Annotated in this window: 17 protein-coding genes; 6 read left to right on the top strand and 11 right to left on the bottom strand. The window is 63.8% G+C overall.

Going from position 1 to position 22942, the window contains the following annotated elements:
* Positions 1-19 precede the first annotated feature (19 nt).
* From P12x_RS18250 to P12x_RS18230, 5 genes are all read right to left on the bottom strand, one after another.
* Entirely contained in the window at positions 20-1240 is a 1221-nt protein-coding gene (locus P12x_RS18250) for a PLP-dependent aminotransferase family protein (RefSeq protein ID WP_435005907.1), read from the bottom strand.
* 219 nt (positions 1241-1459) lie between these two features.
* A complete protein-coding gene (locus P12x_RS18245) occupies positions 1460-2827 on the bottom strand; it encodes a protein tyrosine phosphatase (protein ID WP_435005905.1) in 1368 nt (455 codons plus the stop codon).
* Positions 2828-2928: 101 nt separating this feature from the next.
* The gene (locus P12x_RS18240; protein ID WP_435005904.1) at positions 2929-3864 is read right to left on the bottom strand and encodes a lysophospholipid acyltransferase family protein; all 936 of its coding nucleotides are present in this window, start codon (positions 3862-3864) and stop codon (positions 2929-2931) included.
* Between the two features lie 58 nt (positions 3865-3922).
* The gene (locus P12x_RS18235; RefSeq protein ID WP_435005902.1) at positions 3923-4180 is read right to left on the bottom strand and encodes an acyl carrier protein; all 258 of its coding nucleotides are present in this window, start codon (positions 4178-4180) and stop codon (positions 3923-3925) included.
* Positions 4177-5436, bottom strand: coding sequence for a beta-ketoacyl-[acyl-carrier-protein] synthase family protein (locus P12x_RS18230; RefSeq protein ID WP_435005901.1), 1260 nt, complete (start codon positions 5434-5436; stop codon positions 4177-4179). Before P12x_RS18230 ends, P12x_RS18235 begins: the two co-directional genes overlap by 4 nt.
* Positions 5437-5677: 241 nt before the next feature.
* Between P12x_RS18230 and P12x_RS18225 the strand changes: the two genes are divergently transcribed.
* Positions 5678-6547: a fumarylacetoacetate hydrolase family protein gene (locus P12x_RS18225; RefSeq protein WP_435005898.1), complete on the top strand. Its 870-nt coding sequence runs from the start codon at positions 5678-5680 to the stop codon at positions 6545-6547.
* 120 nt (positions 6548-6667) lie between these two features.
* On the opposite strand, the gene P12x_RS18220 is transcribed toward P12x_RS18225, so the two are convergent.
* Complete coding sequence (locus tag P12x_RS18220; RefSeq protein ID WP_435005896.1) at positions 6668-8443, bottom strand: sigma-70 family RNA polymerase sigma factor; 1776 nt, start codon at positions 8441-8443, stop codon at positions 6668-6670.
* Positions 8444-8634: 191 nt separating this feature from the next.
* Positions 8635-8880, bottom strand: coding sequence for a hypothetical protein (locus P12x_RS18215; RefSeq protein ID WP_435005894.1), 246 nt, complete (start codon positions 8878-8880; stop codon positions 8635-8637).
* A 559-nt stretch (positions 8881-9439) separates the two neighbouring features.
* Between P12x_RS18215 and P12x_RS18210 the strand changes: the two genes are divergently transcribed.
* The 3 genes from P12x_RS18210 (at position 9440) to P12x_RS18200 (ending at position 12391) form a co-directional block, all read left to right on the top strand.
* Positions 9440-10564 carry a hypothetical protein gene (locus P12x_RS18210; RefSeq protein WP_435005893.1) on the top strand — a complete coding sequence of 375 codons (1125 nt, stop codon included), beginning with the start codon at positions 9440-9442 and terminating at the stop codon, positions 10562-10564.
* A gap of 103 nt (positions 10565-10667) precedes the next feature.
* Positions 10668-11414, top strand: coding sequence for a lysophospholipid acyltransferase family protein (locus tag P12x_RS18205; RefSeq protein WP_435005891.1), 747 nt, complete (start codon positions 10668-10670; stop codon positions 11412-11414).
* On the top strand, positions 11411-12391 hold the full coding sequence (locus P12x_RS18200) for a phosphotransferase enzyme family protein (RefSeq protein WP_435005889.1): 981 nt from the start codon (positions 11411-11413) through the stop codon (positions 12389-12391). The genes P12x_RS18205 and P12x_RS18200 overlap by 4 nt, the downstream gene beginning before the upstream one ends.
* A gap of 13 nt (positions 12392-12404) precedes the next feature.
* On the opposite strand, the gene P12x_RS18195 is transcribed toward P12x_RS18200, so the two are convergent.
* The 3 genes from P12x_RS18195 to prpB form a co-directional block, all read right to left on the bottom strand.
* Entirely contained in the window at positions 12405-13226 is an 822-nt protein-coding gene (locus tag P12x_RS18195; protein ID WP_435005888.1) for a TIGR00282 family metallophosphoesterase, read from the bottom strand.
* Positions 13227-13283: 57 nt separating this feature from the next.
* Complete coding sequence (gene rny, locus P12x_RS18190) at positions 13284-14840, bottom strand: ribonuclease Y (RefSeq protein ID WP_435005887.1); 1557 nt, start codon at positions 14838-14840, stop codon at positions 13284-13286.
* A gap of 790 nt (positions 14841-15630) precedes the next feature.
* On the bottom strand, positions 15631-16506 hold the full coding sequence (prpB, locus tag P12x_RS18185) for a methylisocitrate lyase (protein ID WP_435005886.1): 876 nt from the start codon (positions 16504-16506) through the stop codon (positions 15631-15633).
* 381 nt (positions 16507-16887) lie between these two features.
* Between prpB and P12x_RS18180 the strand changes: the two genes are divergently transcribed.
* Entirely contained in the window at positions 16888-18588 is a 1701-nt protein-coding gene (locus P12x_RS18180; RefSeq protein ID WP_435005885.1) for a glycosyltransferase, read from the top strand.
* Positions 18589-18714: 126 nt separating this feature from the next.
* Positions 18715-19857 carry a glycosyltransferase gene (locus tag P12x_RS18175; protein WP_435005883.1) on the top strand — a complete coding sequence of 381 codons (1143 nt, stop codon included), beginning with the start codon at positions 18715-18717 and terminating at the stop codon, positions 19855-19857.
* A gap of 65 nt (positions 19858-19922) precedes the next feature.
* Here the strand turns inward: P12x_RS18175 and P12x_RS18170 are convergent, their stop codons facing one another.
* Positions 19923-22739 carry an FG-GAP repeat domain-containing protein gene (locus P12x_RS18170; protein ID WP_435005882.1) on the bottom strand — a complete coding sequence of 939 codons (2817 nt, stop codon included), beginning with the start codon at positions 22737-22739 and terminating at the stop codon, positions 19923-19925.
* Positions 22740-22942 lie beyond the last annotated feature (203 nt).

The following is a 22942-nucleotide window of genomic DNA, read 5'->3' as shown; positions in this document are numbered from 1 at the left end:
GAATCCTTCGGCCGCACGCTCAGGCGACGGGGTCCATGCATGCCGCCAGCGCGACGGCCAACCTTCGAACTCCCTCGGTCAGGTCCGACTCGCTCGGCACGCCGAAGCAGATCCGAGCGTAATGCGTCGGGACCGGACCAGGCTCGCCCGGGAAGGCGAACGAACCGGGTATATACAACACGCCCTCTTCGAGGCATTTCGCCAGGACCGGGCCCTTGGTCCCCAGGTCGACCCCCTCGGGGGCCGACAGCCAGACGAACATGCCACCCTTGGGCCTGGTCCAGGTCACCGACCCATCGAGCGGGGCGAATTGCTCGTCCAGGGCCCCGAGCATCACGTCGCGCTTTCGGCGATACATCGCGATCAGGCCCGCGATATGCCGCTCGTAAGAGCCGTCGGCCAGGACCCTCGACATGATCTGCTGAGTCAGGTTGGTCGTCCCGAAGTCGTGATTTCCCTTCAGACTGACCACCGGCTCGACCAGATGGGCCGGAAGCACGCCAAACCCGAGCTTGATCCCCGGGCTGAAGGTCTTGCTGAAAGTCCGGCCCAGGATGACCGTCTCCCCCTCGGGATCATGCCGCCAGACGCTCGTCGGCTCGTCCCCTTCGTAATTCAGGCCACGGTAAGCGGCATCTTCCAGCACGTGAATCCGGGTCCGCTTCGACCATCGGCGGGCCAGCTCGACCAGCGCCCCTCGGCGGTCGTCGGCCAGACTGATGCCGCTGGGATTGGAATGTTCCGTGACCGTGTAAATCAGCTTGACCCGATCCAGCTCTCCTCGAGCTTCCAGTCCGGCCAGGGTCGCTTCCAGGTCATCGAGCTTCATCCCACCTTCGTCGATCCCGATACCCATCGCCCGAACCCCTCGGGTTTCCAGGACGCCGAGGAAGACGAAGTAGGTCGGGGCTTCGACCAGGACGATATCCCCGGGATCGAGCAGGGCCTCGGACACCAGATAGAGCAATTGCGCCGAGCCGGTCGTGATCACCACCCGCGATTCGAGCCCCTCGAATGTCCCCGGGGCCACACGCTCATTCCGCTCCAGGAGGCTGACGCATTCGCGACGGAGCGTGAGATCGCCCACGGTCGTCCCGTATTGCAAGGCCCGGCGTCCCTCGACCGGATCGCCCAGGATCTCGGCCAGGACTCGCGCGGTGATCTCGTGAGGGAGACTCTGCTGGTCGACGAACCCGGCGGCCAGCGAGATCAGCCCTGGATTCGCGAGCGCTGTCTGCATGAACTCGCTGATCACCGGCGGATCTGTTCGCTCCGAGGCCGAACTCAGGGAGATTCTGGGTATCATGAAAGGATTGCCGAGGGGATAGGGGCCGGGACCGGAGCGGGTTGCTCGGTACTCTAGCCATTGTTCGAAAGGGGTCAAGTCCGACGTCCCGGGGATCCCGACCGAGGTTAGGGGTCACGGCGGGAGATCGGAAGACAATCATTATACGACAAGTCACGGTCGGACGGTCGAAGGTTCGGGCTCGATTCGCGTGACGACCCGACGCTCGGTCCGACTCCGATTCCAACCGGGGCGAGAGAACGGGTCTTCGGTCTCGGAGGCGCATTGCCTGAGGAGCCGTGCCGTCGGGTCGGCGGCGAACCGTTCGGGGGCCCGTGGTGGCAACTTCCGGAGATACTGGAGCGTGACCACCGCCTTCGGTCGAGTCCCTCGATGGCGCTCGATCTCGCGGAAGACCGAGTCCAGAGGCACGCCCTCGACCAGAAAACGATAGATCCCCATCCAGGCGGGCGAACGATCCATGCAGCCGTGACAGTGGACCAGGATCGGCCAGGCCTCCGGATCCTGGGCCAGGGCGAGAGTCTCGTCGAGGAACCGATCCGACTCCATCCCATCGGATGGACTTCCCAGGTAGCGAAGCCCACGCTCTCGGATGAATCGAATTTCCTCGGGATGTCGCGGGCTGGCCTGATGTGAAGCCTCGTCGAACAGGTTGATGACCGTCTTGAAGTGGAGACGCTCCTGCTCGATCGAGAGGCCGAGATAGGTGGGCATCGCGCTGATGTAAATCCGGCCGGGGACCACCGCCTTGAGGCGGGCCAGGGGTCGATGGTAGAGGGTCAGGGCGATTCCAAGGATCACCAGAACAGCCCAACTGGCCACCAGGCTCAGCCGGGGCCATCGGAGACCGGCCGATCCCAAGAGCGGCCTGGACTGGACCAAGGCCATCGCGAACGCCAGGATTCCCAGGTCGAACGAAACCCTCGGCCAGTAGCCCACCGGCTCGACCCCGGGAATCTCGAACTGCCGGAGTCCAATCAAGAGGGCAGAAACGACCAGCAGAGCCGAAGGTCGGAACGACATTCCGTTTCGACGATTCGCGATCAGATTTGACGCAATCACCCCGATCAGTCCGGCCCCCCCCAATCCCAGCGCGACACGGAGCCCCGCGGGGGCGGCAGGGTCGAGGATTTCGCGCCAGCCCATCCCATGCCAACCATCGAAGCCGGGGCCGGGTGTCGATGCGTACCAGGTCGCCGCCAGGCCGAGCGCCAGGGCCGAAGGCCAGAGCCCCAGGGCGACCGAATCCCCCTTCGACCTCGCCCGACATCTCGACACGACGGCCATCAGCGAGACGGCCGCGATGCCACTAGCGATGTAGAGTCCGATCCGGTCCAGGGTATCTCCTGGCTCGGCCAGCCGGTAGGCGGCGGGAGGCCTCCGACTGAAGTTCGGACGGACGAGTCGGGGAAACTCGGGGTCGACCGACTCCGAAAAGTCGACGTCATGCCAGATCGCCAGGCCGGCCACAGCCGCCAGGATCAACCAGGGGCGTGCCTGTTTCCACCATCCACCGTGCATCGGCTACCCCCAGACCGCCCATCTACCACCCGTTTCGGGCCATGCCGCCGATTGGATCGGCAAGCGGCAGGCTCGTTGTTCTCGACGATCTGCCCGGGCCATCAGGCCACTCGAGTCAGGCCGATCTCGGGCCGGGCCCAGAAGAAGTAATCGTTACTCTGGTCGGGATGGCGGAGGACCTGTTCGGTCACGCCATCGAGCCCGCGCTGGACGTGCTGAGCGGCTTGCCCGCTCCGAACGGCATCGGCAGGGACCCGGAAGGAGGGCTGGAATTCCAGGATGTACTGACCCTCCCCGTCGGGTCGACAGAAAACCGGAACCACCGGGGCCCCGGTCCGGGCCGCGAGGACGACCCAGGTCGTCGAGAAGAGGTAGGTCGAGCCCAGGAAATGACCGGGCGAGGTATGCCCCCCGTGCCATCGGACGTCGGAGGCGATCTTCAAGATCATGCCCGCATCGAGGATCCGCATGGCCCGGAGGATCGAACCGGCCGCTTCCGACGCGGTCGACTTCCGCGAAATAAACAGCTTTTCCTGGCCGAGAGTCCCCTCGGTCCGAAACCGCTCGGTCATGAAACGGGAGATGTTTCGGGGCCGTTCGCTGAAGAGACGGAGCGGATAATCCTCGCGGAAGAGCCAGTGCGACGAGTGGAGATGGGACCCAAAATGGTTGGCCAGCAGGATGACGCCACGATTTCGGCCGTGGGCCTCGTCGAGATATTCGCGACCCTGGACCTGGAATCGAGACAGGGCCTCGGCGTCGGAAAGCCGATCGAGGAGCCGGTCGCGCGTCCGCCATTCGACCCGACCGCAGGCCAGCCGGAGGGCCACCTCCCGATCATCCCAATGGCCACCGAGGTCGATCCGACCCCGCTCGGCTGCCCTGAGAAAGTGTTCCTTGACCCCCGGCACGAACTGGAATTCGAGCCAGCCGATCCAGGTTAGGACGGCGGACGAGGCGCGTGGCGAGAGCCGCCTGAGCAAAGGGAGGATCGCCCGGAGTAGGTTCCTTTGCAAGTTCACCCAGTATCGTGGCATCGTCCTGGCCCTCGCCTCGATTGGTCGTCCGGGATGGGGAAACGGCCCGATTCCGCGGTCAGGCGGCCGCCGTTTCCCGATAATTGACGACGAACTCGGCCAGGTCGGCGACCCGGTGGACCCTGGGCAGGTCCTCGACCTCGAAGATAATATCGAACCGGTCCTGAATTTCCAGGATGACCGCGAAGAGGTCGAGCGAGTCGATCCTCAGGTCATCGATCAGGCAGGTCTGGGGCGTGATCGGGATGTCCCTGGGGACCTTCGCTACTTTGCGGACGGCCGCGACGATCTGGGCCATCAAGATCGACTCGTTCATAGGTCCCCCCTCCTGAGGATCAGGGCGTTGTTGGTCCCGCCGAATCCGAACGACGCACTGATGACGGTCTTCAAGTCCACCGACCGGGCCTGGTCGGGCACATAATCCAGGTCCAATTCGGGATCGGCCTGGTAATTGATCGTGGGTGGAATCACTCGTTCGCGAAGAGCACGGACGCAGACGACCGCCTCGATCGCCGAGGCCGCACCCAGGCCATGCCCGAGTGCACCTTTGATCGAACTGATCGGCAGCTGGTTCGCACGATCGCCGAAGGTGTCCTTGATGGCCTGGGTCTCGACGCGGTCGTTGACCGGCGTGCTCGTCCCATGGGCGTTATAGTAGTCGACCTCCTCGGGTCGGACCTCCGAGCGACGGAGCGCGGTGGACAAGCATTTCGCAATCCGCTCGCCGCTGGGCATTGCCATATGATAGCCATCGGTATTCAGGGCCCAACCGGCCAGTTCGGCCTGGATCGGCAGTCCCAGGCGATGAGCCGTCGACTCGGTTGCCAGGACGACCATGCCTGCCCCCTCGGCCATCACGAATCCCGATCGATCGACGCTGAAGGGGCGGCTGGCCTGCCCGGGATCCTCGGCCGCCCGATCACCGGGCCTCCGCCCGGCCAGGGCCTTCATCGTGGCGAACCCGTTGACGATCAATGGAGTGAACGCACTCTCGGCCCCCCCGCAGATCGCCAGGTCGGCTTCCCCCGATCGGAGGAACATCCCGCCCAGTGCGATTGCGTGCCCGCCGGTGGCACAGGCGTTGGCCGGCGCGATGCTCGGGCCATAGAGTCCGAGATGCTGGGCCACTTGACCCGCCATCTGGTTGATCAGGAGCCCTGGGACCAGATAAGGGCTGGCAGAAAGGCTCTTGCGCCTCGACGACTTGACCAGTTCGGCCTCGTGGAGATCCATGCCACCGAACGCCGAACCGATGGCCAGTGCCACCCGGTCGGGATCGAAGCGGCCCGCGAGATGGTCCAGCCCCGCGTCGGCCCAGGCCGCGCGGGCCGAGGCCAGGGCGAGGTGGATCGACCGGGCTCCGAGCCGGGAGACGGCGGGATCCTCGGTCGGCGAGCCAGGGCCAAAGTCCTCGACCATCCCGGCCAGGTCTACCAGATAGGAATCGGGCGAGAGCGCGGTGTGCCTCCGAATTCCGGAGCGGCCGGCGACCAGGCCCGCCCAGGTCGCGTCGATGTCGCGCCCCAGGCAAGTTACGGCCGAATGTCCGACCACCACGACCCTTTCCCTCATCAACCTGCCCCCATTCTCACAAAATGGCCCGATCTCAGATCGTCCTGCCACGGACTTCGGCGCATCTCCTCGCGATCGGGATTATCGTCATACTCGGCGAATAACTGAAGGGTTGTTCTCGATTGATCAGTTGTGACAATCGCGAGGACTGCCGGGCGTTGACCTCCCGGCCGCCTTCCGTGTATGCAAGAGTTGAAGTTGCGCCAAGAACCGACCTCCCCCACCGACGGACCCGACCGCCATGAGGATTGCCAAGTTCGTTCGCGAGACCGATCCGACACCCCGAATCGGACTCGTCGAAGGGGACCAGATCCGCCCGATCGGCCCGCCCGACGCTCGACTCTCCGACCTCCTCCATGCGGAAGATCCCGCCCAGATCGTCCGGGATTGGCTCGGCCAATCCGGGTCGCAAGGGGAGACCACCCTCGGATCCGTCCGACTGCTCCCCCCGATCGACCACCAGGAGGTCTGGGGGGCGGGCGTTACTTATGAACGAAGCAAGCAAGCCCGGCAAGAGGAATCGGAGCAAGCGGCCTCGTTCTATGACAAGGTCTACACCGCCGACCGACCCGAATTGTTCTTCAAGGCCACACCCAGCCGCGTTGTGGGACCGGGGCAAGCCATCCGGGTCCGACAGGACACGAGCTGGTGCGTGCCCGAGCCCGAACTGGCCTTGGTCCTCTCGCCCCGACTGACGATCGTCGGCTTCACGGTCGGCAACGACGTCAGCGCCCGCGACATCGAGGGAGAGAACCCGCTCTACCTCCCCCAGGCCAAGATGTACGACGCCTGTTGCGCCCTGGGCCCGGTCATCACCCTCGCCTCGGCGATGCCACCCATCCTCGAGGTCGGAATTCGCCTGGAAATCGAGCGCGAGGGAAAGACGATCGTCCGCGAGTCGACCTCGATCGCCCGGATGGCGCGAAAGCTGGAAGATCTGGTCGACTGGCTCGGTCGGGACAACCGCTTTCCTGACGGGGCCTTCCTGCTGACGGGAACCGGAATCGTCCCGCCCGACGATTTCACTCTTGCCCCGGGCGACTTCGTCCGGATCGCCATCGACGGGATCGGTACCCTGGTCAACCCGGTCGTCCAGGGCCCGATCCATTAAATAATGTCATCAGCCTCGGTGGCCAGACCTGGAGCACGGAAGGCCATCGAGGTTCGCGGCATGGAGGCTCATGGCCTATCTGCCTCGGAGAATTTCCACGAGAAGCATTGAGCGTTCGGCTCACGGGATCCGCCCGAGGATGATCTCTCCCAACCTGTCCGCTCGGAGGAATGCGGGCGGGGTGTAAGGCGGCGACCAACTGATCCAGGCGCAGCGGTCCTCCTCCGGTTCGGTCTCGGGTGCCTGAGTTGCCGCCGGTTTATCCTTATCAACTACGGCTAGATCGAACCCGATCTTCTTGAACGGGATGAGCTGAGTCGGCTTGTCGGGATAGTGATCGAAAGGCTGGATGGCCCATTCGTAAATCGTGACGTCTCCGCTCCGACGGTAGGCCATCTTCGTCTTCGTCTTATGGATGTCGCCGAACATGAGGATGGGGTTATCGGCCGCCCTCTCCTGCCCTACCGACTTCTTGACCCCGTAGACTCGCCCCTCGCCGGGAATGGCGATGTACTGAAGCAAGGGCAGATCCGAGGCATCCAGGGTCTCGCCCGTCTTATCCTCGGGGAACCGAATTGTTTCCTCGGTATGACGACCATCCACGAAGACCTCGACCGAGTCTGTATCCCAGAAGTCGGTATTGCCGACGATAAGCTTGTCGTCCCGGACGATCACGGCTACATAGATCACTTGCTCGTTCGGGTCGTATCCGACGGAGAAGGCCGCGCTCAGGTCGGGACTGGTCGAGAGATCGGCCCGGGCCAGGCCGTTGTAACCATAATAGGGCTGCAAGACGTGCACGGTCTTGATCGGATATCGAGGCATGGCGGCGGGCCAGTCCTTGAGATCGCCGTCGATGGTGATCCCCGACAACGCCGGCGCCTCGACCGACGCTTCCCGAGGTGGGCCTGGATCCTCGATCGGCTGCTGCGGGACCGCGAACTCGAGGGGGTTGAAGGCAATATCCGCAGGCACTTTCGGATCTTCACCTTTCGGCTCGGCTCCCGGGTTTCCGAGTGACTTTGGCTCGTCCTGCTGGGCCTCGACGATCGAGAATCGACCGCTGGCCGCCCCGACCGTGAGGGCTCCCGACAGGGCGAGCAGCCCCGCTAGTTTCATCTTATTGAACAGCATTGAGACGATCACTCCACGGGTCAGATGTTGGACGCTCGACGAGACGACGCCACCCGATGCGGCACGAACCGTAGAGCGGATCAACGCGGGGGATAGGGTCGATTTGCCGCGGGCAGACATTGCCGATGCCACCAGGACCGTCGGAACTCCCAGTCCCTTTCGAACGAGTCGGGAACGGAGCAGTTCACGACCCCTCGAGAGTCGGCTGCTAATCGTGCCGATGGGACAGCCAAGTTCCCTCGCCACCTCCTCATGGGAAAATCCTTCGAGGTGGCAAAGGGCGATTGGCCTCCGATAACGCTCCGGGAGCCCTTCGAGTTCCCCGAGCAGGATGGCGAGGAGGTCGCTCGCCTCGGGCGGTTGGGCCTGGGCGAGTTGATCGAGATTCCCTGAAGTCTCGCGGCCCTGCCTCTTCCGGGAGAGCGACTGAGCCTTGCGAGCGACCCGCCACGTTACCCCATAAAGCCAGGGACGGAGCGAGTCCTTGATCCGGACGGAGTGTGCCTTCCGGACCAGGATGAGGAAGGTCGCCTGGAAGGCGTCCTCGGAGTCCGTTGATTTGCCGAGGAGGCTCCGGCAGATCCCTCGAACCATCGGCCCGTGGCGAAGCAAAATCGCTTCGAAGGCCACCTCGGCGTCCTCTTTTCCCCGATGACGGATGAAACGTTCGAGTAGTTCGGCATCCCCCATGCCCGCGACCGTCCCTGCATTGGCGATCAGATCCAGATCACGGCAGATCGCCGCAAGTTCCCGGCTCGCCATCGCCATCGCCCTCCGCCTGGTCGGATTCCCCGAAGAAGAATGCCCGCACCTCCTCCACATCGTGCATTATTCTTGGAAATCGACGATATCCGACGGATCCGAGCGCTCCCGGTTCCTGGGACCAGCCCAGACGTCTAAGGGTTATGGCGAACCGCCTCGTGAGGAGCGATCGAATCGCGACGAGCTACCCCTCACTTCGGACTCTCAGCCTTGCCGGGCTCCTCGGCCTTGGGCTCGGCCTCGGTCGCGTTCGGCGATGGCATGGCGGGGATGGGCGAGGGTTCCACCGGCGGCTCGGGGGTCGAGATGCTTGTCGGGCTCGATGGGGCTTCCTCATGAGCTGCCGGCTCGGCCGTGGGTTCCTTCGCGGATTCGCACCCCATCAGAGTCAGGGTCAGGCCTCCCAGGATGATTCCGACCTGCTTCGAGATCTTCAACGGTCGCTCCTTGCCTTTGATCGAATCGGACAGTCGGATCCCTCGATGACCAACGAGGTGGCCAGGCCCGACGATCCGGATTGTAGCGGCGGCTCGATCAGCCCCGCAACCATTCGCGAGCCTGGAGAGCCTCGATCCAACGTGCCCCATCAAATTTCGCGCAGAAGGAGTTGGGTGATTTTTGCTCTCCTTACTTTGTAATTATCGCCACAGCCTGCAAAAACCGCGTATCGAGAGTAATCGGGATCATCATCTCTCTCTGTCGTCGTTCATGCCGCAAGTCCTTTTTTTTAAAAGAGAAGGGGCATCGTCAAGGTTCTCAGCACATACCGCTAGGTAATTTTTAGGCGTTCGATTGCCTGATGGCACGAAGCTTGCTTCCCACGAATGACGTCTTCTGTTAAAACCCCTCAGCCTCACCACACTGAGGAATGCGATTCTCGGGTCGGTCGGTGAAATCCGCCCAACTCCGACCAACTCGATCAGGACGGCTCCCCGCCGTCGCGGCAGAGTTCGCCAGGAAGGCGACTCTTCCAGGGCCACGAACAGGAGGTTCGCGATGTCCGCCGTGAAAATCTTCGCCTTGGGCGTACTACTGACGGGAACCCTGGCCACCCGGGCCTATGCCGGGTCGATGAACGGGACCCAGGATTCTTCGTCGGGAGCCGACGGGCAGAGGATCGCGGCCGCGAACTTGGCCGGTAACTGGACTGGCTTCAGCCTCGGGAGCCCCGCTCCGGCCACATCGTACCTCGGGACGAGTCGGGTCGTCGGGCAGCCGGGCGGACTCGTCCTGGGGACCACCGAATCGACCCTGGCCGCCTCGCCACTCAACTTCGGCAACGCCTCGTTCCGGATCGCGAATTCCGTACCCGACGCGACCCCGAGCCAGCCCGCCCCGGTCCAGTGGCAGCCCTTGGCTCCCACGAGCCAGCCCGCCCCGATCCCGGTTGCAAGCACTCCGCCGGCGGCTCCGGATCGAGCGGATGCCTACATCAACTTCGGCAACAGTACGTTCGCCGACGCCTCCACCCTGACCACCGGCAACCCTCAGTCATTCCTGAACAGCCCGGTCTTCTCGCAGTTCTATGGCCCCGGAGGTCCTACCTCCCAGGATGTCGCGAACTTCGAGTCCCAGGTCGTCTCGACCGTCCAGAAGACCTACAACGATGCCGGGCTCCCGATCCACTTGACGACCGATCCCAACGCCCCGGCCGCGCACACCCTGAGCGTCGTGTCGAACGCCTCGAATCCCGATAATCCGGGCGCGATCGGGATCACGACCGTTGGAGGGAATGGCTATACCTTCCTCGATAAGTTCGGCTATGCCAGCAACCCCTCGCAACTCGCCACAGCCGTAGGACACAATGTCGCCCATGAGTTGATGCATGCCTTTGGGTTGGCAAACCACCCCGAGACCGGCGGTCCGTACGTCGATGCCGCCACGGCCACCTTCACCAGTCTCGCCGACCCGAACACCACCTTCAGCCCGGCGGCCGCCTCACTCCTCTCGACCCTCGACTTCCAGTCAACCGGCGAATCGATCTCCTCCGGTTCACAGATTATCGATGGGGCCCAGACCCTCGTCCCCGACGCCTCGCCGGTCCCGGAACCTTCGACGGTCGCCATCTGGGCCCTGGCCGGAATCACCGTCATCGCCCACCGGTGGCGGAAGTCGGCCTGATCATCCGGAGCCGCAACTTGCAATCTCCCGGTCGATTTCGTCAACTCGGTGGGCCGTCCCCATACCAAGATCACTCCGCGATTCTCCACGGACTCGCCCACCGATGAGCTTCTGGCCCTTGCTCGGATTCTCCGCTTTCCTTCTCGTCCTCCCTCGACTGATCCGGCCGAAAACCCTGCCTTCCTGGGAATTTCGGGGATTCCTCGCCTTCCTCTGGTATCTCAACGCCGCTTATTGTGCCCTGGTTCACCGACTGGTGACCGAACCAGCCCCGCTTCCCGATCACGGGCCAGCCATCCTCATCTCGAATCACACCTGCAACATCGATCACTGCCTGCTCCAGGCCGGGAGCGGCCGGAAACTCGGATTCCTGATCGCCCGCCAGTATTTCGACATCCCCGCGTTCCAGCCGTTCTGCAAGATGATCGACTGCATCCCCGTCAATAACGACGGCAAGGACATCTCGGCCACCCGGACCGCGCTACGGGCCCTCAAGGATGGCCGGGTGGTCCCGGTATTCCCCGAAGGCCGGATCTTGCAAACTTCGGGCGAGGAGATCGGCGAAGCCAAGCCGGGCGTGGCCTTCATCGCCCTCAAGGCCAAGGTCCCGATCATCCCGGCCTATATCCGGGGGACTCCTCGATCCAACGTCTTCTGGAAATCGTTCCTCACCCCTTCGCACGCCCGGGTCATCTATGGCGACCCCATTGACCCCTCCGAATTGCTGCCCCCCGACTTCCAGGACAACAATCACGAAGGGTTACAGATCGCGACGGATCGACTCATGGACGCAATCCGAGCCCTGAGAGATCGCTCGATCCGCGAGGACGAGCGTCGACTCCGGTCATGATTCCCTCCTGGCGAACGGTACTCGACCGCTATTCCGCCTCGGCCCGGCCGATCTCGGAACCACTCGCCCTGGGCAATGCCGGAGGCTTCAGCGGGGCCAGCCTCTGGCGATTCCGTTCCGGTCTGGGCTTACTCGGCCTGAAGGCCTGGGCGATCGGAGGGCCTGACCTGGAAAGTCTCAGGCAAATCCACCGATGGTTGGCGGCCGCGCAGGACCTGGGCTTCCTCCCGATACCGATTCCTACAATGGACGGTTCGACCATCGTCGAGGCCGACGGTCGGCGCTGGGACCTCTCCCCCTGGCTACCCGGCGAGGCCGCTCACTCCAGGCCCCCGAAACCGGTTCAGGTTCGAGCCATGTTCGGTGGCCTGGCGGCCTTCCATCTCCGACTTGCCTCCGAGCGGACGGAAGGAAAGAGCCCCGGCCTGGCCGCTCGATTCTCGGAAACGACCCGGCTACTGACCTCGGAATTCGACCAGATCGATCGGGCGATTGCCCGAGCCTCGGACGATCCGCGAGCCACCCTGGCGAGGGACTGGCTCGATCGAGCCCGGCCGATCGCGCCCAGGCTCCTCGGGCCGCTCCGAACAGCGTCCTCGCGCGTCGTCCCCCTTCAGCCTTGCCTCCGGGATGCTCGGCCCGACCATTTCCTGTTCGACAACGATCGATTGACCGGGTTGGTCGATTTCGGGGCGATGGGCCGCGAGACCGTGGCCGGCGATCTCGCTCGGCTGATGGCCGAGGCCCTGGGATCCGACCGCCCCGCGAGAGCCGTCGCGCTCGAGGCTTACGAAGCCATCCGGCCCATGGACGTCCTCGAACGATCGCTGATCGACCCCTTCGGGCGGGCCAACGCGTTGCTGGGCGCAAGCCGATGGATCCGCTGGCACTTCCTCGAAAATCGGGACTTCGACGATCCCGAGGCAGTCGAAAAGGGCCTTCGACGAGGACTGGAGCGTCTCGACGAGGTCGGATGAAATCCCGATCTCGTCAGATCAACTCTCCCATCATCAGCCGCCGGGTCTGCTCCTGATTGACCACGACCCGTCGAATCGCGAGCGCCTTACCGCTGTCCTGGTCGATCGTGACCACGGCCCCGCAGAGCCGAGGATCTCCCGAGGCCACGTCGAAGAAGTGGGGTACGCCGGTCAAGGTGGCGGCGAGGACCCGGTCGTATCGTCGTCCCAGGATCGAATCGTACGGGCCGGTCATCCCCACGTCGGACTGGAATGCGGTCCCTCCCGGCATGATATGTTCGTCGGCCGTCGGGACATGGGTGTGCGTCCCCAGGACGGCCGAGACCCGGCCATCGAGATAGCGCCCCAGGAGTTGTTTATCGCTGGTCGCCTCGGCGTGAATGTCGACCAGGATGACCTTGGCCGAGTCCTGGAGCCCGGCCAGGACTCGATCGGCCGCGCGGAAAGGATCATCGACCGGCTTCATGAACGTCCGACCCATCAGGGTGAAGACGCCCACCAGGGTCCCGTCGCGGGCCGGGACCACCACCGACTCTCCTCCTGGGGCATCCAGAGGGTAGTTCGCCGCCCGGAGGATCCGGTCATTTCGATCGAAAAGGGTGAAAACTTCGTCCTTCCGATAGGCGTGGTCGCCCAGAGTGAAGACATCCACCCCGGCCTCGGCCAGTTCTTCGTGACACTTGATCGTCAGGCCCGACCCGCCCGCCGAGTTCTCCGCATTGCAGACGACCAGGCCCAGGTCCCACGCATGGATCAAGCGAGGCAAGGCTTGCGAGACGATCTTGCGACCCGGAGAGCCGACCACATCGCCAATGAAGAGAATATTCAGAGACATGAGGCGACGGCTCCGCTTCCTGAATTCGGGGATCGATCACGGTCCGCTCGTGACCGACTATCGCGCAAATTCTACGGAGCGCGTCTCGCGGAGGACGGTCACCTTGACCTCTCCGGGGTATGTCAACTGCTCCTGAACAGCCTTGGCGATGTCCCGACAGAGCTTGGCGGCGGCCTCGTCTCCCAGTCGGTGGCTATCGGCGATGACACGGATTTCCCGACCGGCCTGGATGGCATAGGCCTGATCGACACCCGGGAACCCGCAGGCGAGGGCCTCCAGTTCTTCAAGCCTCCGAACATACTTGTCGAGCGTCTCGCGACGGGCACCGGGACGACTGGCACTGATCGCGTCCGCGGCCGCGACGAGGACGGTGTAGGGCGTGTCGGACCGGAGATCGTCGTGATGCCCGAGCGCGGCATGGACGACCTCCTTTCCCTCTCCGTACCGTTTGGTCAGCTCGGCGCCGATGGCGGGGTGTCCCCCCTCCATCTCGTGATCGGCGGCCTTGCCGATATCGTGCAGGAGCCCGCAACGCCGACCGAGCGCCCCATCCATGCCGATCTCCTCGGCGAGCAGTCCGGTCAGATAGGCGACCTCGATCGAGTGCCGGAGGACGTTCTGGGAGTAGCTCGTCCGGAACTTGAGCCGACCGAGATAATCGAGGAGCCGGTCGTGCAAGCCCGGGACATTCGCCTCCTGGGCGGCGACCCGGCCCAGGTGGAGGATGTGCCGCTCCATCTCCTCCTGCGTCTCGGCCACGACCTCCTCGATCCGGGTCGGATGGATCCGGCCGTCCTGAATCAGCTTTTCCAGGGCGAGCTTGGCGGTCTCCCTGCGGATATTGTCGAAGCCCGAAACGATCACGATCCCCGGCGTGTCGTCCACGATCACGTCGACCCCCGTCGCCTTCTCGAAGGCGCGGATGTTCCGCCCTTCGCGACCGATGATCCGACCTTTCATGTCGTCCGACGGTATATCCACGGTACTGACGGTGGTCTCGGCGGTGTGACCGGCCGCGTAACGCTGGATGGCCGTGGCGAGGACCTCTCGGGCCTTCTGAGCGACGGTGTCCTTGAGGATCTGGTCATGCTTCAAGATCAGTCCGCCGACCTCGTGGCTCAGTTCCTCCTGGACTCGTCGAAGGAGGAGTTCCCTGGCCTCATCGGCCCCGAGCCCGGAGATCCTGTGGAGGGCCTCCCGCTGATCAACCAGGGCCTGACGGACTTCGAGGTTCCGGCGGGTCAATTCTTCCTGCTGCTCGGATAGATAACGCTGGACGCTCTCGAACTCTCGCTCTTTCTTGTTAATCAGGTCGAGCTTCTGGTCGAGAAGATCGTCACGCTTTTCCAGCCGCTTCTCCTGGTCTCGAAAGCCCTTGCGGAACTCTTCGGCCTCCGCATCCAGGGCGACTCGGTAGCGAAGCGCGACTTCCTTCGCTTCGAGCTCGGCCTCCTTCAACAGAGTTTCGGCCTGGCGTCGTCCTTCGGTCATGACGGCCTCGACCTGATCGCGGGCGGTCCTCACCCTCAGCCGGGTGTAGGCCAGAAGGCCCGCGAAGACGAACGCCCCCCCGATCATCAGTCCGATGAGTCCCGAGATTATTTCCCCGACCACGTCCGCCCTAGCCTTTCCTGGGTTGCGCCAATGCGCGGCACGACGTTCGGGCGGTCCCTGCGAGGCGGCGAGGCCGCCACGGAATCGAGGCCGTCAACGATCTCCGGCGAGGCGGTACGCCGGTCTCCCTGGTTTCATCGCGATCGATCGGGCGTGCCCCCCGGGTTCGGGAGGTGGTCCGTCCGACCTCCTTCGCTGGGGGAACAACCCGGAACGGTCGGTTCGCCCGGACGCCAGGGCCGAGGGACCGAAGTACCCCGGCCCGACCTTCGGACTCCACGATCGGAGATATGGACGCGAGAGCGAGCGCGAGCGGATCGGGAAAGTCCGAAGGACCGTCCCTACCAGCCAGACCAGCCCGATCCACGCCAAGGTTTCGATCAAGCCGACGATCCTTCGATAATTCTGGGGAGAATGGAGATGTCGTTTCGGGCGTCGACCCGTCACGGAGGCTTCGTCTCGTGTGAACCCGGGAGAGATCCGAGGAACACCCTCAACCAACCCGACCGTCGAGTCCGCGCGATCGAAGTGCGGTATTTTAGATGGAAAGGGCCAACCGGAACGATCATCGCCGGCAAGAATGCCAGCGATTTTGAGCCGGCCAGCCGGCCGTGACTCCTCGGTTGCTCGTGCAATCGCCGAGGCGTCAATGACTTAATCTACCAGAAGCGGAGACTGAATCAACCGCCCGTCCGCCCCGGCACCGATCTTGCGGTGCAGGTCGCCGCCCACCCGATACCGAGAGTCTTCCTCCGATCATCGCGACGAAGTCATCCCGGAACGGCGGGGTTCAGCGGTCGGGCTCGCCGAAGTAACTTCGGTCGCGGGCCTCCCAGTCGGCGTATCCGATGAGTTCATAAAGCTCGGCCCGAGTCTGCATCTTATCCAGCAGATCGCGTTGGGTTCCGTGAAGTCGAAGCTGGTTCAGGGTGGCCTCGGCGGCTTTCATCGCGGCCCGGAATGCGGTCAATGGATACAAGGCCGCCCGATAGCCGAGTTGACCGAGTTCCTCCAGAGTGAGCAGGGGCCCCCGACCGAACTCGGTCATGTTCGCAAGTAGGGGAGCGGGCACAGCCTGGGCAAAGCGGGCAAATTCCTCCGCCGATTCCAGGGCTTCGGGAAAGATCATGTCGGCCCCCGCATCGAGGTATCGTCTCGCCCGGTCGACGGCCGAGTCGAAGCCTTCGACCGATCGCGCATCGGTCCGCGCGATCACGACAAATCCCGGGTCTCTTCGGGCCGAGACCGCAGCTCGGACTTTTTCGACCATCGCATCGGCCCCGATCAGGGCCTTGCCCGAGAGATGGCCACATCGTTTGGGGAGGACCTGGTCCTCGATATGAAGCCCCGCCACGCCAGCCTGTTCGAAGAGTCGTACCGTCCGTTCGACGTTGATCGCCTCGCCAAATCCGGTATCGGCGTCGCAGAGCAGGGGAAGATCCGTCGAACGTGCCAGGACCGACGCTTGCTCGGCGAAATCGGTCATGGTCAGTAGCCCGATGTCGGGCACACCCGCCCAGCCCGCCGAAAGTGCCCCGCCCGAGAGGTAGACCGCGACGAACCCCAATCGCTCGGCCATCTTCGCCGTGAGAGCGTTGAATGCGCCAGGGATCATGATCGGCCGCTCGGTCCAGGCGGCTCGGAGTCGGGCACCAGGCGAGAGCATGCGACGAGTCCCTTCGGATTGAAGTCGTTCCTGCGAGTCCTCGAACGGCCAAGAATCGTATCGGAGCCCCGATTCACCGAACGGCCGCCCTGAACCAGGATGAAATACACATCCGGTCGATTCTGGTTGTGCGAAGGCCCGATTCTCAACTTATCTTACCCCGCATGGCCCGAATATATTTCGGTTATCGACGGCATCGAAGGGCCAGTCCGGTTGTTGGGTTCGTTTTTTCCCGAAGCGATTCGCAACGGATCCGGTCCGGTCCTCCGATCGCCCGATTGCCATTGACCGATCAGGTAGCTCGGTTTATGGTCCCGACCGGACCCTCGGCGGGGTCGTTTCGAACGGAGTCGTCGGCCCGCCGTCGGAGCGGAGAGAGATATGATGGCCTCGATCAGCCGACGCGATCCTTCGCCGATCCGGGGAGGATCGGATCGCCCTTACGCTTTCCTCGTCAGCACGACCGGTTGCGCCAGGGGAATCCGCAACACGCTCGGTTCGGCGGCCTACTCCTATTTCTTTGTGCTGGAGGCGCTCGCTCCGGTCCTGGAGAAATTGGGGACCTGGCGGCTCCTGGATCATCCCGAGAGCAGTCTCCCCTTCGCTGCCGCCCGGGCCGAGGCCGAGGGCTATCAGCCGATCCACCTGGCATTGCACCCCCCGCAGGATGTCTATCTCACCCCCGCCCTGCCGAATGTCATCTTCCCGTTCTGGGAATTCCCGGACCTACCCGACCGCGATTTCGGGCACGACACCCGACAGAATTGGGTTCGTGTTTGCTCCAGGGCCGACCTGATCCTGACCGCCTGCCACTTCACGGCCGACTCCTTCCGTCGGGCCGGCGTGTCTTGCCCGATCGGGATTGTCCCGGTCCCGCTCCGCCCCGATCATTTCGAGATCCCCGCCTGGGATCCCGACCACACCTGGACCCTGACCTGCCGGAACGAGGTCTGGGAAGGGACCCGGGAAGCGAAGCCCGTCGAACAAGCCGCCGACTCCCCTTCCGAGGTCGAGCAAACCGGCGAAGAACCGGAACCGATCACATCCGAGCCGAGACCGGGCCTGAAACGACGAGCCTTCCTCGTAGCCCGGGGTATCTTCCGAAAGGTCTATCCCTGGCTGGGGACCCGGACCCTGGAGCGGATCGCACGGACCCGGCACTATCTCCTGATGTCGATGGGACGCTCCCCGTACACGATGGAGCCGCTCCCCGGCCCGAAACCCGGCCTGGGCCGGCTTGCCTACGCGATGGCCCGCGACGGCTATCGGAGGTTCTTCAAGCGGTGGCTCAGCCATGAGGCCCTCGATACGATCACCCAGGCCAAGGTTCGCGCCCTCAAGATGATCGGACGAGAGCCGGTGATGGCCCCGGATCCACTCCTGCCCTCGACGGAGGTGACCCTGGGCGGGTTGGTCTTCGCCAGCATCTTCAATCTGGGCGATCGCCGGAAGAATCACATCGACCTGCTGAGTGCCTATCTCCTGGCCTTCCAGGATCGCGAGGATGTCACGCTCGTCATCAAGCTGGCCACCAACCCGACCCGAGAACATCACGAGATCAACATCCTCCGGCACATGTACTTCAGCCTGGGGATCCTCCACAAGTGCCGGGTCGTGGTGATCACCGACTTCCTGACCGATGTCCAGATGGCCGACCTGATGCGGGTAACCACGTTCTACGTGAACACGAGCAAGGCCGAAGGGGCGTGCCTGCCGCTCCAGCAGTCCCTGGCCGCCGGCCGCCCATCGATCGCGCCGGGCCACACGGCGATGGCCGACTTCATGGACGAGAAAGTCGGGTTCGTCATCCGGACGCATCCCGAGCCCACCTACTGGCCCCACGATCCCGAGATGAGGACCGAGACCTCCTGGCATCGGATGGTCTGGTCCGACCTCCACGACCATCTCCTGGCGGCCGCCTCGATGATCGAGGAAGCCCCCGAGGAATATCGGGCCATGGCCGAGACGGCCCGATCGAGGATGGCCGACTACGCCAGTCGAGAGGTCGTCGCCGATGCTCTCCGGGAGGCCCTCGGACAGCTCCCCCGGATCGAGACGGGGCGATTCGCCTGGGCCTCATGATCCGCACCTTCGCATAAATGTCCCGGACACTAGATCAAAACAATAGCGAATACACACAACACACTTAAATCCGTTCTCCGAATCTTCGAGATCGGTCATCCTCCACCCCCTGGGGATATCCTGGCCATGCCCGAGAGCCTTTTGCCGATCGCACCGGGATTCGAGCCCGGGCCGCCGGTCTACTTCGATGCTTATCCCTTGAGCGATGCGCATCTGACGGGGATCGGTCGCTACGCAGCCCGGCTCGCGCTGGCGATGGCGGGCCTTCGACCGGTCCGATTCTTCCTCAAGGACCGCGTGGTCACTCCTCCCTCCGACCTCGACTGGTCCCAGGACCAGGACCTCGCGACCTGGGCCAGGGCCTTGATGAAGGGGGAAAAGACGCCCCTGGGATCACCGCCCAGGGGCAGCATCGGCGTCTATCCGCTCCTCAGGCCGATCGAACGAGCCTTCGATCGCGAGGTCAGCATCCTCCACGACATGACCCCGCTGATCCTCCCGCAAACTCACAAGGAAGTGACGCGTGGCCACTTCCAGGGGCTTTGCGCGAAGGCCGTCCCGTCGTCCGACGTGGCGCTGGCGGTCTCTCACTCGACCGCCGCGGATGCCTCCTGGCTCGCGGCCATCGACCCATCTCGCATCGTCACGGCCCACTCGGGGCCGAGTCTCTGCGTGGGCCGGCATGCCCATCAAGGGAAGGTCGAGCGGCGTCCCGAGGTCGGCCTGGTCGTCTCGACCCTCGAACCGAGGAAGAATCCCGAGTTCCTCTTCCGATGGTTCCACTCCACCTTGGCCCTCCCCAAGAAGGCCGAACTCTGGTGGGTCGGCTCGATCGGCTGGCTGACTTCGAAGCGGGATCTCCGGCAATTCGAGAAGAGGACTGGCAGCTCCCGACGAATCCGTTTCCTGGGCGTGGTGAGCGACCAGGCCCTCTGCAAGCTCTACCGGACCGCCGGGTGGTCGATCTACCCCTCCCTCTATGAGGGCTTCGGATTCCCCGTCCTCGACGCCCTCCGACACGGGACGCCCACCCTGGCCAGCGGCAACAGCTCGATCCGAGAGTTCGACTCCCCCGGGCTCCACCTCTTCGACCCCTGCGACGCCTCCACCGTCGACGACGCCTGGAGGGCCCTGCAGGCCGAGGGGCCGATCGAGATCCCGCGCGAGCCGCTCGATCGGCTCTACTCCTGGGAGAACGTGGCTCGCGTCCTCCTCCGGGCCTCTGCCGATATCCCGCTTCAGGTCCCCACCTCGGTCGTTGCCGCCTGAATTCTGGAGAGAGTCACCGGTCGAGCCGCCCGTCCTGGCGGGGCCGGCCGGTCGTCCATCCTCGATCAGTTCCGGATGCCTGGCCTCCGATAGATCCCCTTGAAATAAGAGATCCGGGAGAAATACTGGGGCGAGGTCAGGAGGACGCTGATAACCTGCTCATCGCTGCGGCCCGCTCTCCGGAGTCCGACGAGATAATTGATCAGGATCGGGCTAGGGTTGATGGGCTGCCCTGGAGCATTAGGCGGCAAGGCTCCCGACCGGAGGACACCCTGGACCTGGTCGGGCAGGTACAGCATGATCTCCTTGACGGCCGTGTTGTTGTAATAGAGGGTCCCCCCGAACATGATTGCCTGGGCGACCCCGATTCGAGGGAGACCCCTGGCGATTCGAGTGACGAAGGCATCGCGGTTGGTCCGATCGATCCCGATCCCGCCAAGGTCCCGGAAGACCGCCGTGACGTATCCGGCATTGGTCCCACCGGCTCGGGCAAAGTACTCGGCACTATTCACAATCTTGAGGATCAGGCTCTCGCGGAAGGGATAGTTCGCCAGGGCTGATGCACTCCTCGGATCGATCGATCGGCCCAGGAGTGCCTGGAATTGCTGCTGCACAAAGCGCAGCCGACCTTCTTGGCTATTCAGGAAGATCCCCGGCAGGGCGAAGGGCTGGACCGACCCCTTGTCCATGGCCGAGACCCAGAAGGCGGTGTCGGAGGCGCTGGCATCGCGACCGAGGATGTCGCGGTAGAGATCCCGGACGTAACCGGCCATGCGATTGGTCGCCGCATAAGCCCCGTTGCTGGCCTCGATCTGGGAGTTCACGACCTCCTCACGAGCCCCTCGGTGAAGATCGAAGGCATAGGCGGCCGCAGCGTCCGGGGCGATGAAGTTCCGGGCGCCGGGCCCGAAAGCGTCGTCGAAGAGCTTGCCGAGCTGGACCGAAAGTCCTTCACCATTGATCAGCATGCTTGCGATCTCTGCCGGCCCTCGCTGCGACGAGACCAAGGCGTTGATCTCTTGCTGCGATGGGTTTCGGCCGAGCAATCCCTGATAGAGCAGGACGACCCGTTGGACCGGATCATTTCCGGCCCGCTGATTGAACTCTTCACTTCCGGCCACCAGGATCTTCATCTGAGCCTGGGTCTTGGTCGCCAGGTAGTTACTGAAGTGCGAGACGGCGAAGGCATCCGCCGAATGGCCGAGCAAAGTCCGATAGATTCGCTGGACCGCCGCCTCTCGCGCCAACGAGCTGGAGTTGATGAAGAATGCGGTGCCCAGGAGATTCAGCCGATTGGAGTCGAGGTCGGCCTGGAAGCTCGCGAGGATCGAGGGATCGGGCAGGTAACCGAGCGCGGCATAGAACGTGTTGGAGACGAATTCGCGGTCGAAGGTCGGAGAACGGAAAACGGCATCCCCGCCGATCGTCCGACGGAGCGAGGGCCAGGGCGGGACCACGCTCGTCGGATCGAGTCGGAAGACGGTGACCTGGTCGGGACGATTCTGGAGGAAGGGGTTGTAAGACACGTAGGCCAGGGTCATCTCGGAGCCGCCATTGAAGTGGCCGACGACCGGTGCCGTGTCGATCCCTTCGGGTGTCCGGGCCCCCGGCGGGACGATCGCGGTGGCGATCAAGGTCCGGTTGCCGAACCGATCGAAGGCGGCCAGGAATGGACCATTGGCCGCGATGATTTGCAGCGACCCGGAGCCGGTGACGTCGGCGATGATCGGCGACGAGTAATTATCCGGGAGGCTGCCCGGGACGAATCCCGGAGCGATCGCCTTGCCGCCGACGAAGCCGGGAAGGGGCTGTCCGTTGGGCTGGATTACATGGACAAACCCCGCGCGATCGACCGCGACCACGTCGAGCCGGCCATTGCCGTCGATGTCGGCGACGGCCAACCCGGCGAGGACCTGGCGCTTCTGGCTATCGTCGCTGGTCGTATGGTAGGGCCAGCCGGGTAAGACCTTCCCGAAGGGGTCGATCGCGTAGATGTTATTGCCGAGCGCCCGTGCTCCCGGGACATTGGTCTCGTCGAAGTTCAGTCCGGTCCCGATCACGATATCGAGGTAACCGGTATTGTTCAGGTCGGCAAGGACTGGCGACGACCAGGTCACTTCGCCCGGGATATAAGTCCGGAACTTCAAGGTTCCGGTGTCGCTCAGGACATTGACCCAGCCACCGTGCTGGTAGAATGAACTGTCGCTGCTGTCTCCCCCGACGACGACCTCCTGATGCCCATCCCGATCGATGTCACCGATCACGGCCCCAGAGAGGATCGTATCATCATTCGTCCACCGCCAGAGTACCGACCCGTCGAGGCGATACGCGGTGACCTCATGGCTGAACGAGGTGGCCACGATGTTGGGCACTCCATTCCCTTCGAGCTGCCCAGACGTCAACGCACCATACACGCCGCTGAGCCCATCCACGTTTCGACCGGTGCTCACCCCCTGGGACCACCCAGGGAGGAGCTGGCCAGTCTGTAGATCCCAACCGAAGATCCTGCCGTCTTCAAGAGTCCCACTCCGGGTCTCATCGCGACCCATGGCCGCGAATAGGTTCTTCCTGCCGGTCGAGGGATTGGTGATCACGATCGGGGTCGACTTGATATCCGCGACACCGCCAGGAACCTGGTAAGTCACCAGAGGCGTGGCCGTCCCGTCGGGATTCGACCCGTAAGCGATCAGCTTGGCGCCAGCGGCGACGGCAATCAGATTGTCTTTCCCCGTCCCGAAGACGTCGACCATCAGCGGAGAGGCTCGATAAACCGTCGGGGTCCAGGAGCCCGCCTGAGGGAGTTGAAAGCTGGTTTGCAGGGTCGGAGCCGCCATGCAGAGGCGGGCCTCCAAGTGCTCGAACTTGGGTCGAAGTAATGGCATGTATCGGCCTCGATCGGGATCGATTGGGGGGAAGGGGGGGCGAAATCGACGATCAGAGCCGACCACGTTCGAACTGTCAGGCTCGTCCAAGATTGCTTTGCGAGGCCATCCACCGGCGAGATCAGTCGCCGTCCGATCGCCTCACTCACAAGCGAAAGTATAGTCCGCTTATATTAGCTGCTGCAACGTACTGGCAACCTTGC

This window comes from Tundrisphaera lichenicola, assembly GCF_051175385.1.
Lineage (GTDB): Bacteria > Planctomycetota > Planctomycetia > Isosphaerales > Isosphaeraceae > Tundrisphaera > Tundrisphaera lichenicola.
This window is presented reverse-complemented; position numbering and strand designations above follow the sequence as displayed.

What these genes read in the sequence shown, in the direction of transcription:
- P12x_RS18250 (WP_435005907.1), bottom strand. Translation starts at nt 1,240, where the DNA reads ATGCAGACAGCGCTCGCGAATCCAGGGCTGATCTCGCTGGCCGCCGGG.
- P12x_RS18245 (WP_435005905.1), bottom strand. Translation starts at nt 2,827, where the DNA reads ATGCACGGTGGATGGTGGAAACAGGCACGCCCCTGGTTGATCCTGGCG.
- P12x_RS18240 (WP_435005904.1), bottom strand. Translation starts at nt 3,864, where the DNA reads ATGCCACGATACTGGGTGAACTTGCAAAGGAACCTACTCCGGGCGATC.
- P12x_RS18235 (WP_435005902.1), bottom strand. Translation starts at nt 4,180, where the DNA reads ATGAACGAGTCGATCTTGATGGCCCAGATCGTCGCGGCCGTCCGCAAA.
- P12x_RS18230 (WP_435005901.1), bottom strand. Translation starts at nt 5,436, where the DNA reads ATGAGGGAAAGGGTCGTGGTGGTCGGACATTCGGCCGTAACTTGCCTG.
- P12x_RS18225 (WP_435005898.1), top strand. Translation starts at nt 5,678, where the DNA reads ATGAGGATTGCCAAGTTCGTTCGCGAGACCGATCCGACACCCCGAATC.
- P12x_RS18220 (WP_435005896.1), bottom strand. Translation starts at nt 8,443, where the DNA reads ATGGCGAGCCGGGAACTTGCGGCGATCTGCCGTGATCTGGATCTGATC.
- P12x_RS18210 (WP_435005893.1), top strand. Translation starts at nt 9,440, where the DNA reads ATGTCCGCCGTGAAAATCTTCGCCTTGGGCGTACTACTGACGGGAACC.
- P12x_RS18205 (WP_435005891.1), top strand. Translation starts at nt 10,668, where the DNA reads ATGAGCTTCTGGCCCTTGCTCGGATTCTCCGCTTTCCTTCTCGTCCTC.
- P12x_RS18200 (WP_435005889.1), top strand. Translation starts at nt 11,411, where the DNA reads ATGATTCCCTCCTGGCGAACGGTACTCGACCGCTATTCCGCCTCGGCC.
- P12x_RS18195 (WP_435005888.1), bottom strand. Translation starts at nt 13,226, where the DNA reads ATGTCTCTGAATATTCTCTTCATTGGCGATGTGGTCGGCTCTCCGGGT.
- prpB (WP_435005886.1), bottom strand. Translation starts at nt 16,506, where the DNA reads ATGCTCTCGCCTGGTGCCCGACTCCGAGCCGCCTGGACCGAGCGGCCG.
- P12x_RS18180 (WP_435005885.1), top strand. Translation starts at nt 16,888, where the DNA reads ATGATGGCCTCGATCAGCCGACGCGATCCTTCGCCGATCCGGGGAGGA.
- P12x_RS18175 (WP_435005883.1), top strand. Translation starts at nt 18,715, where the DNA reads ATGCCCGAGAGCCTTTTGCCGATCGCACCGGGATTCGAGCCCGGGCCG.
- P12x_RS18170 (WP_435005882.1), bottom strand. Translation starts at nt 22,739, where the DNA reads ATGCCATTACTTCGACCCAAGTTCGAGCACTTGGAGGCCCGCCTCTGC.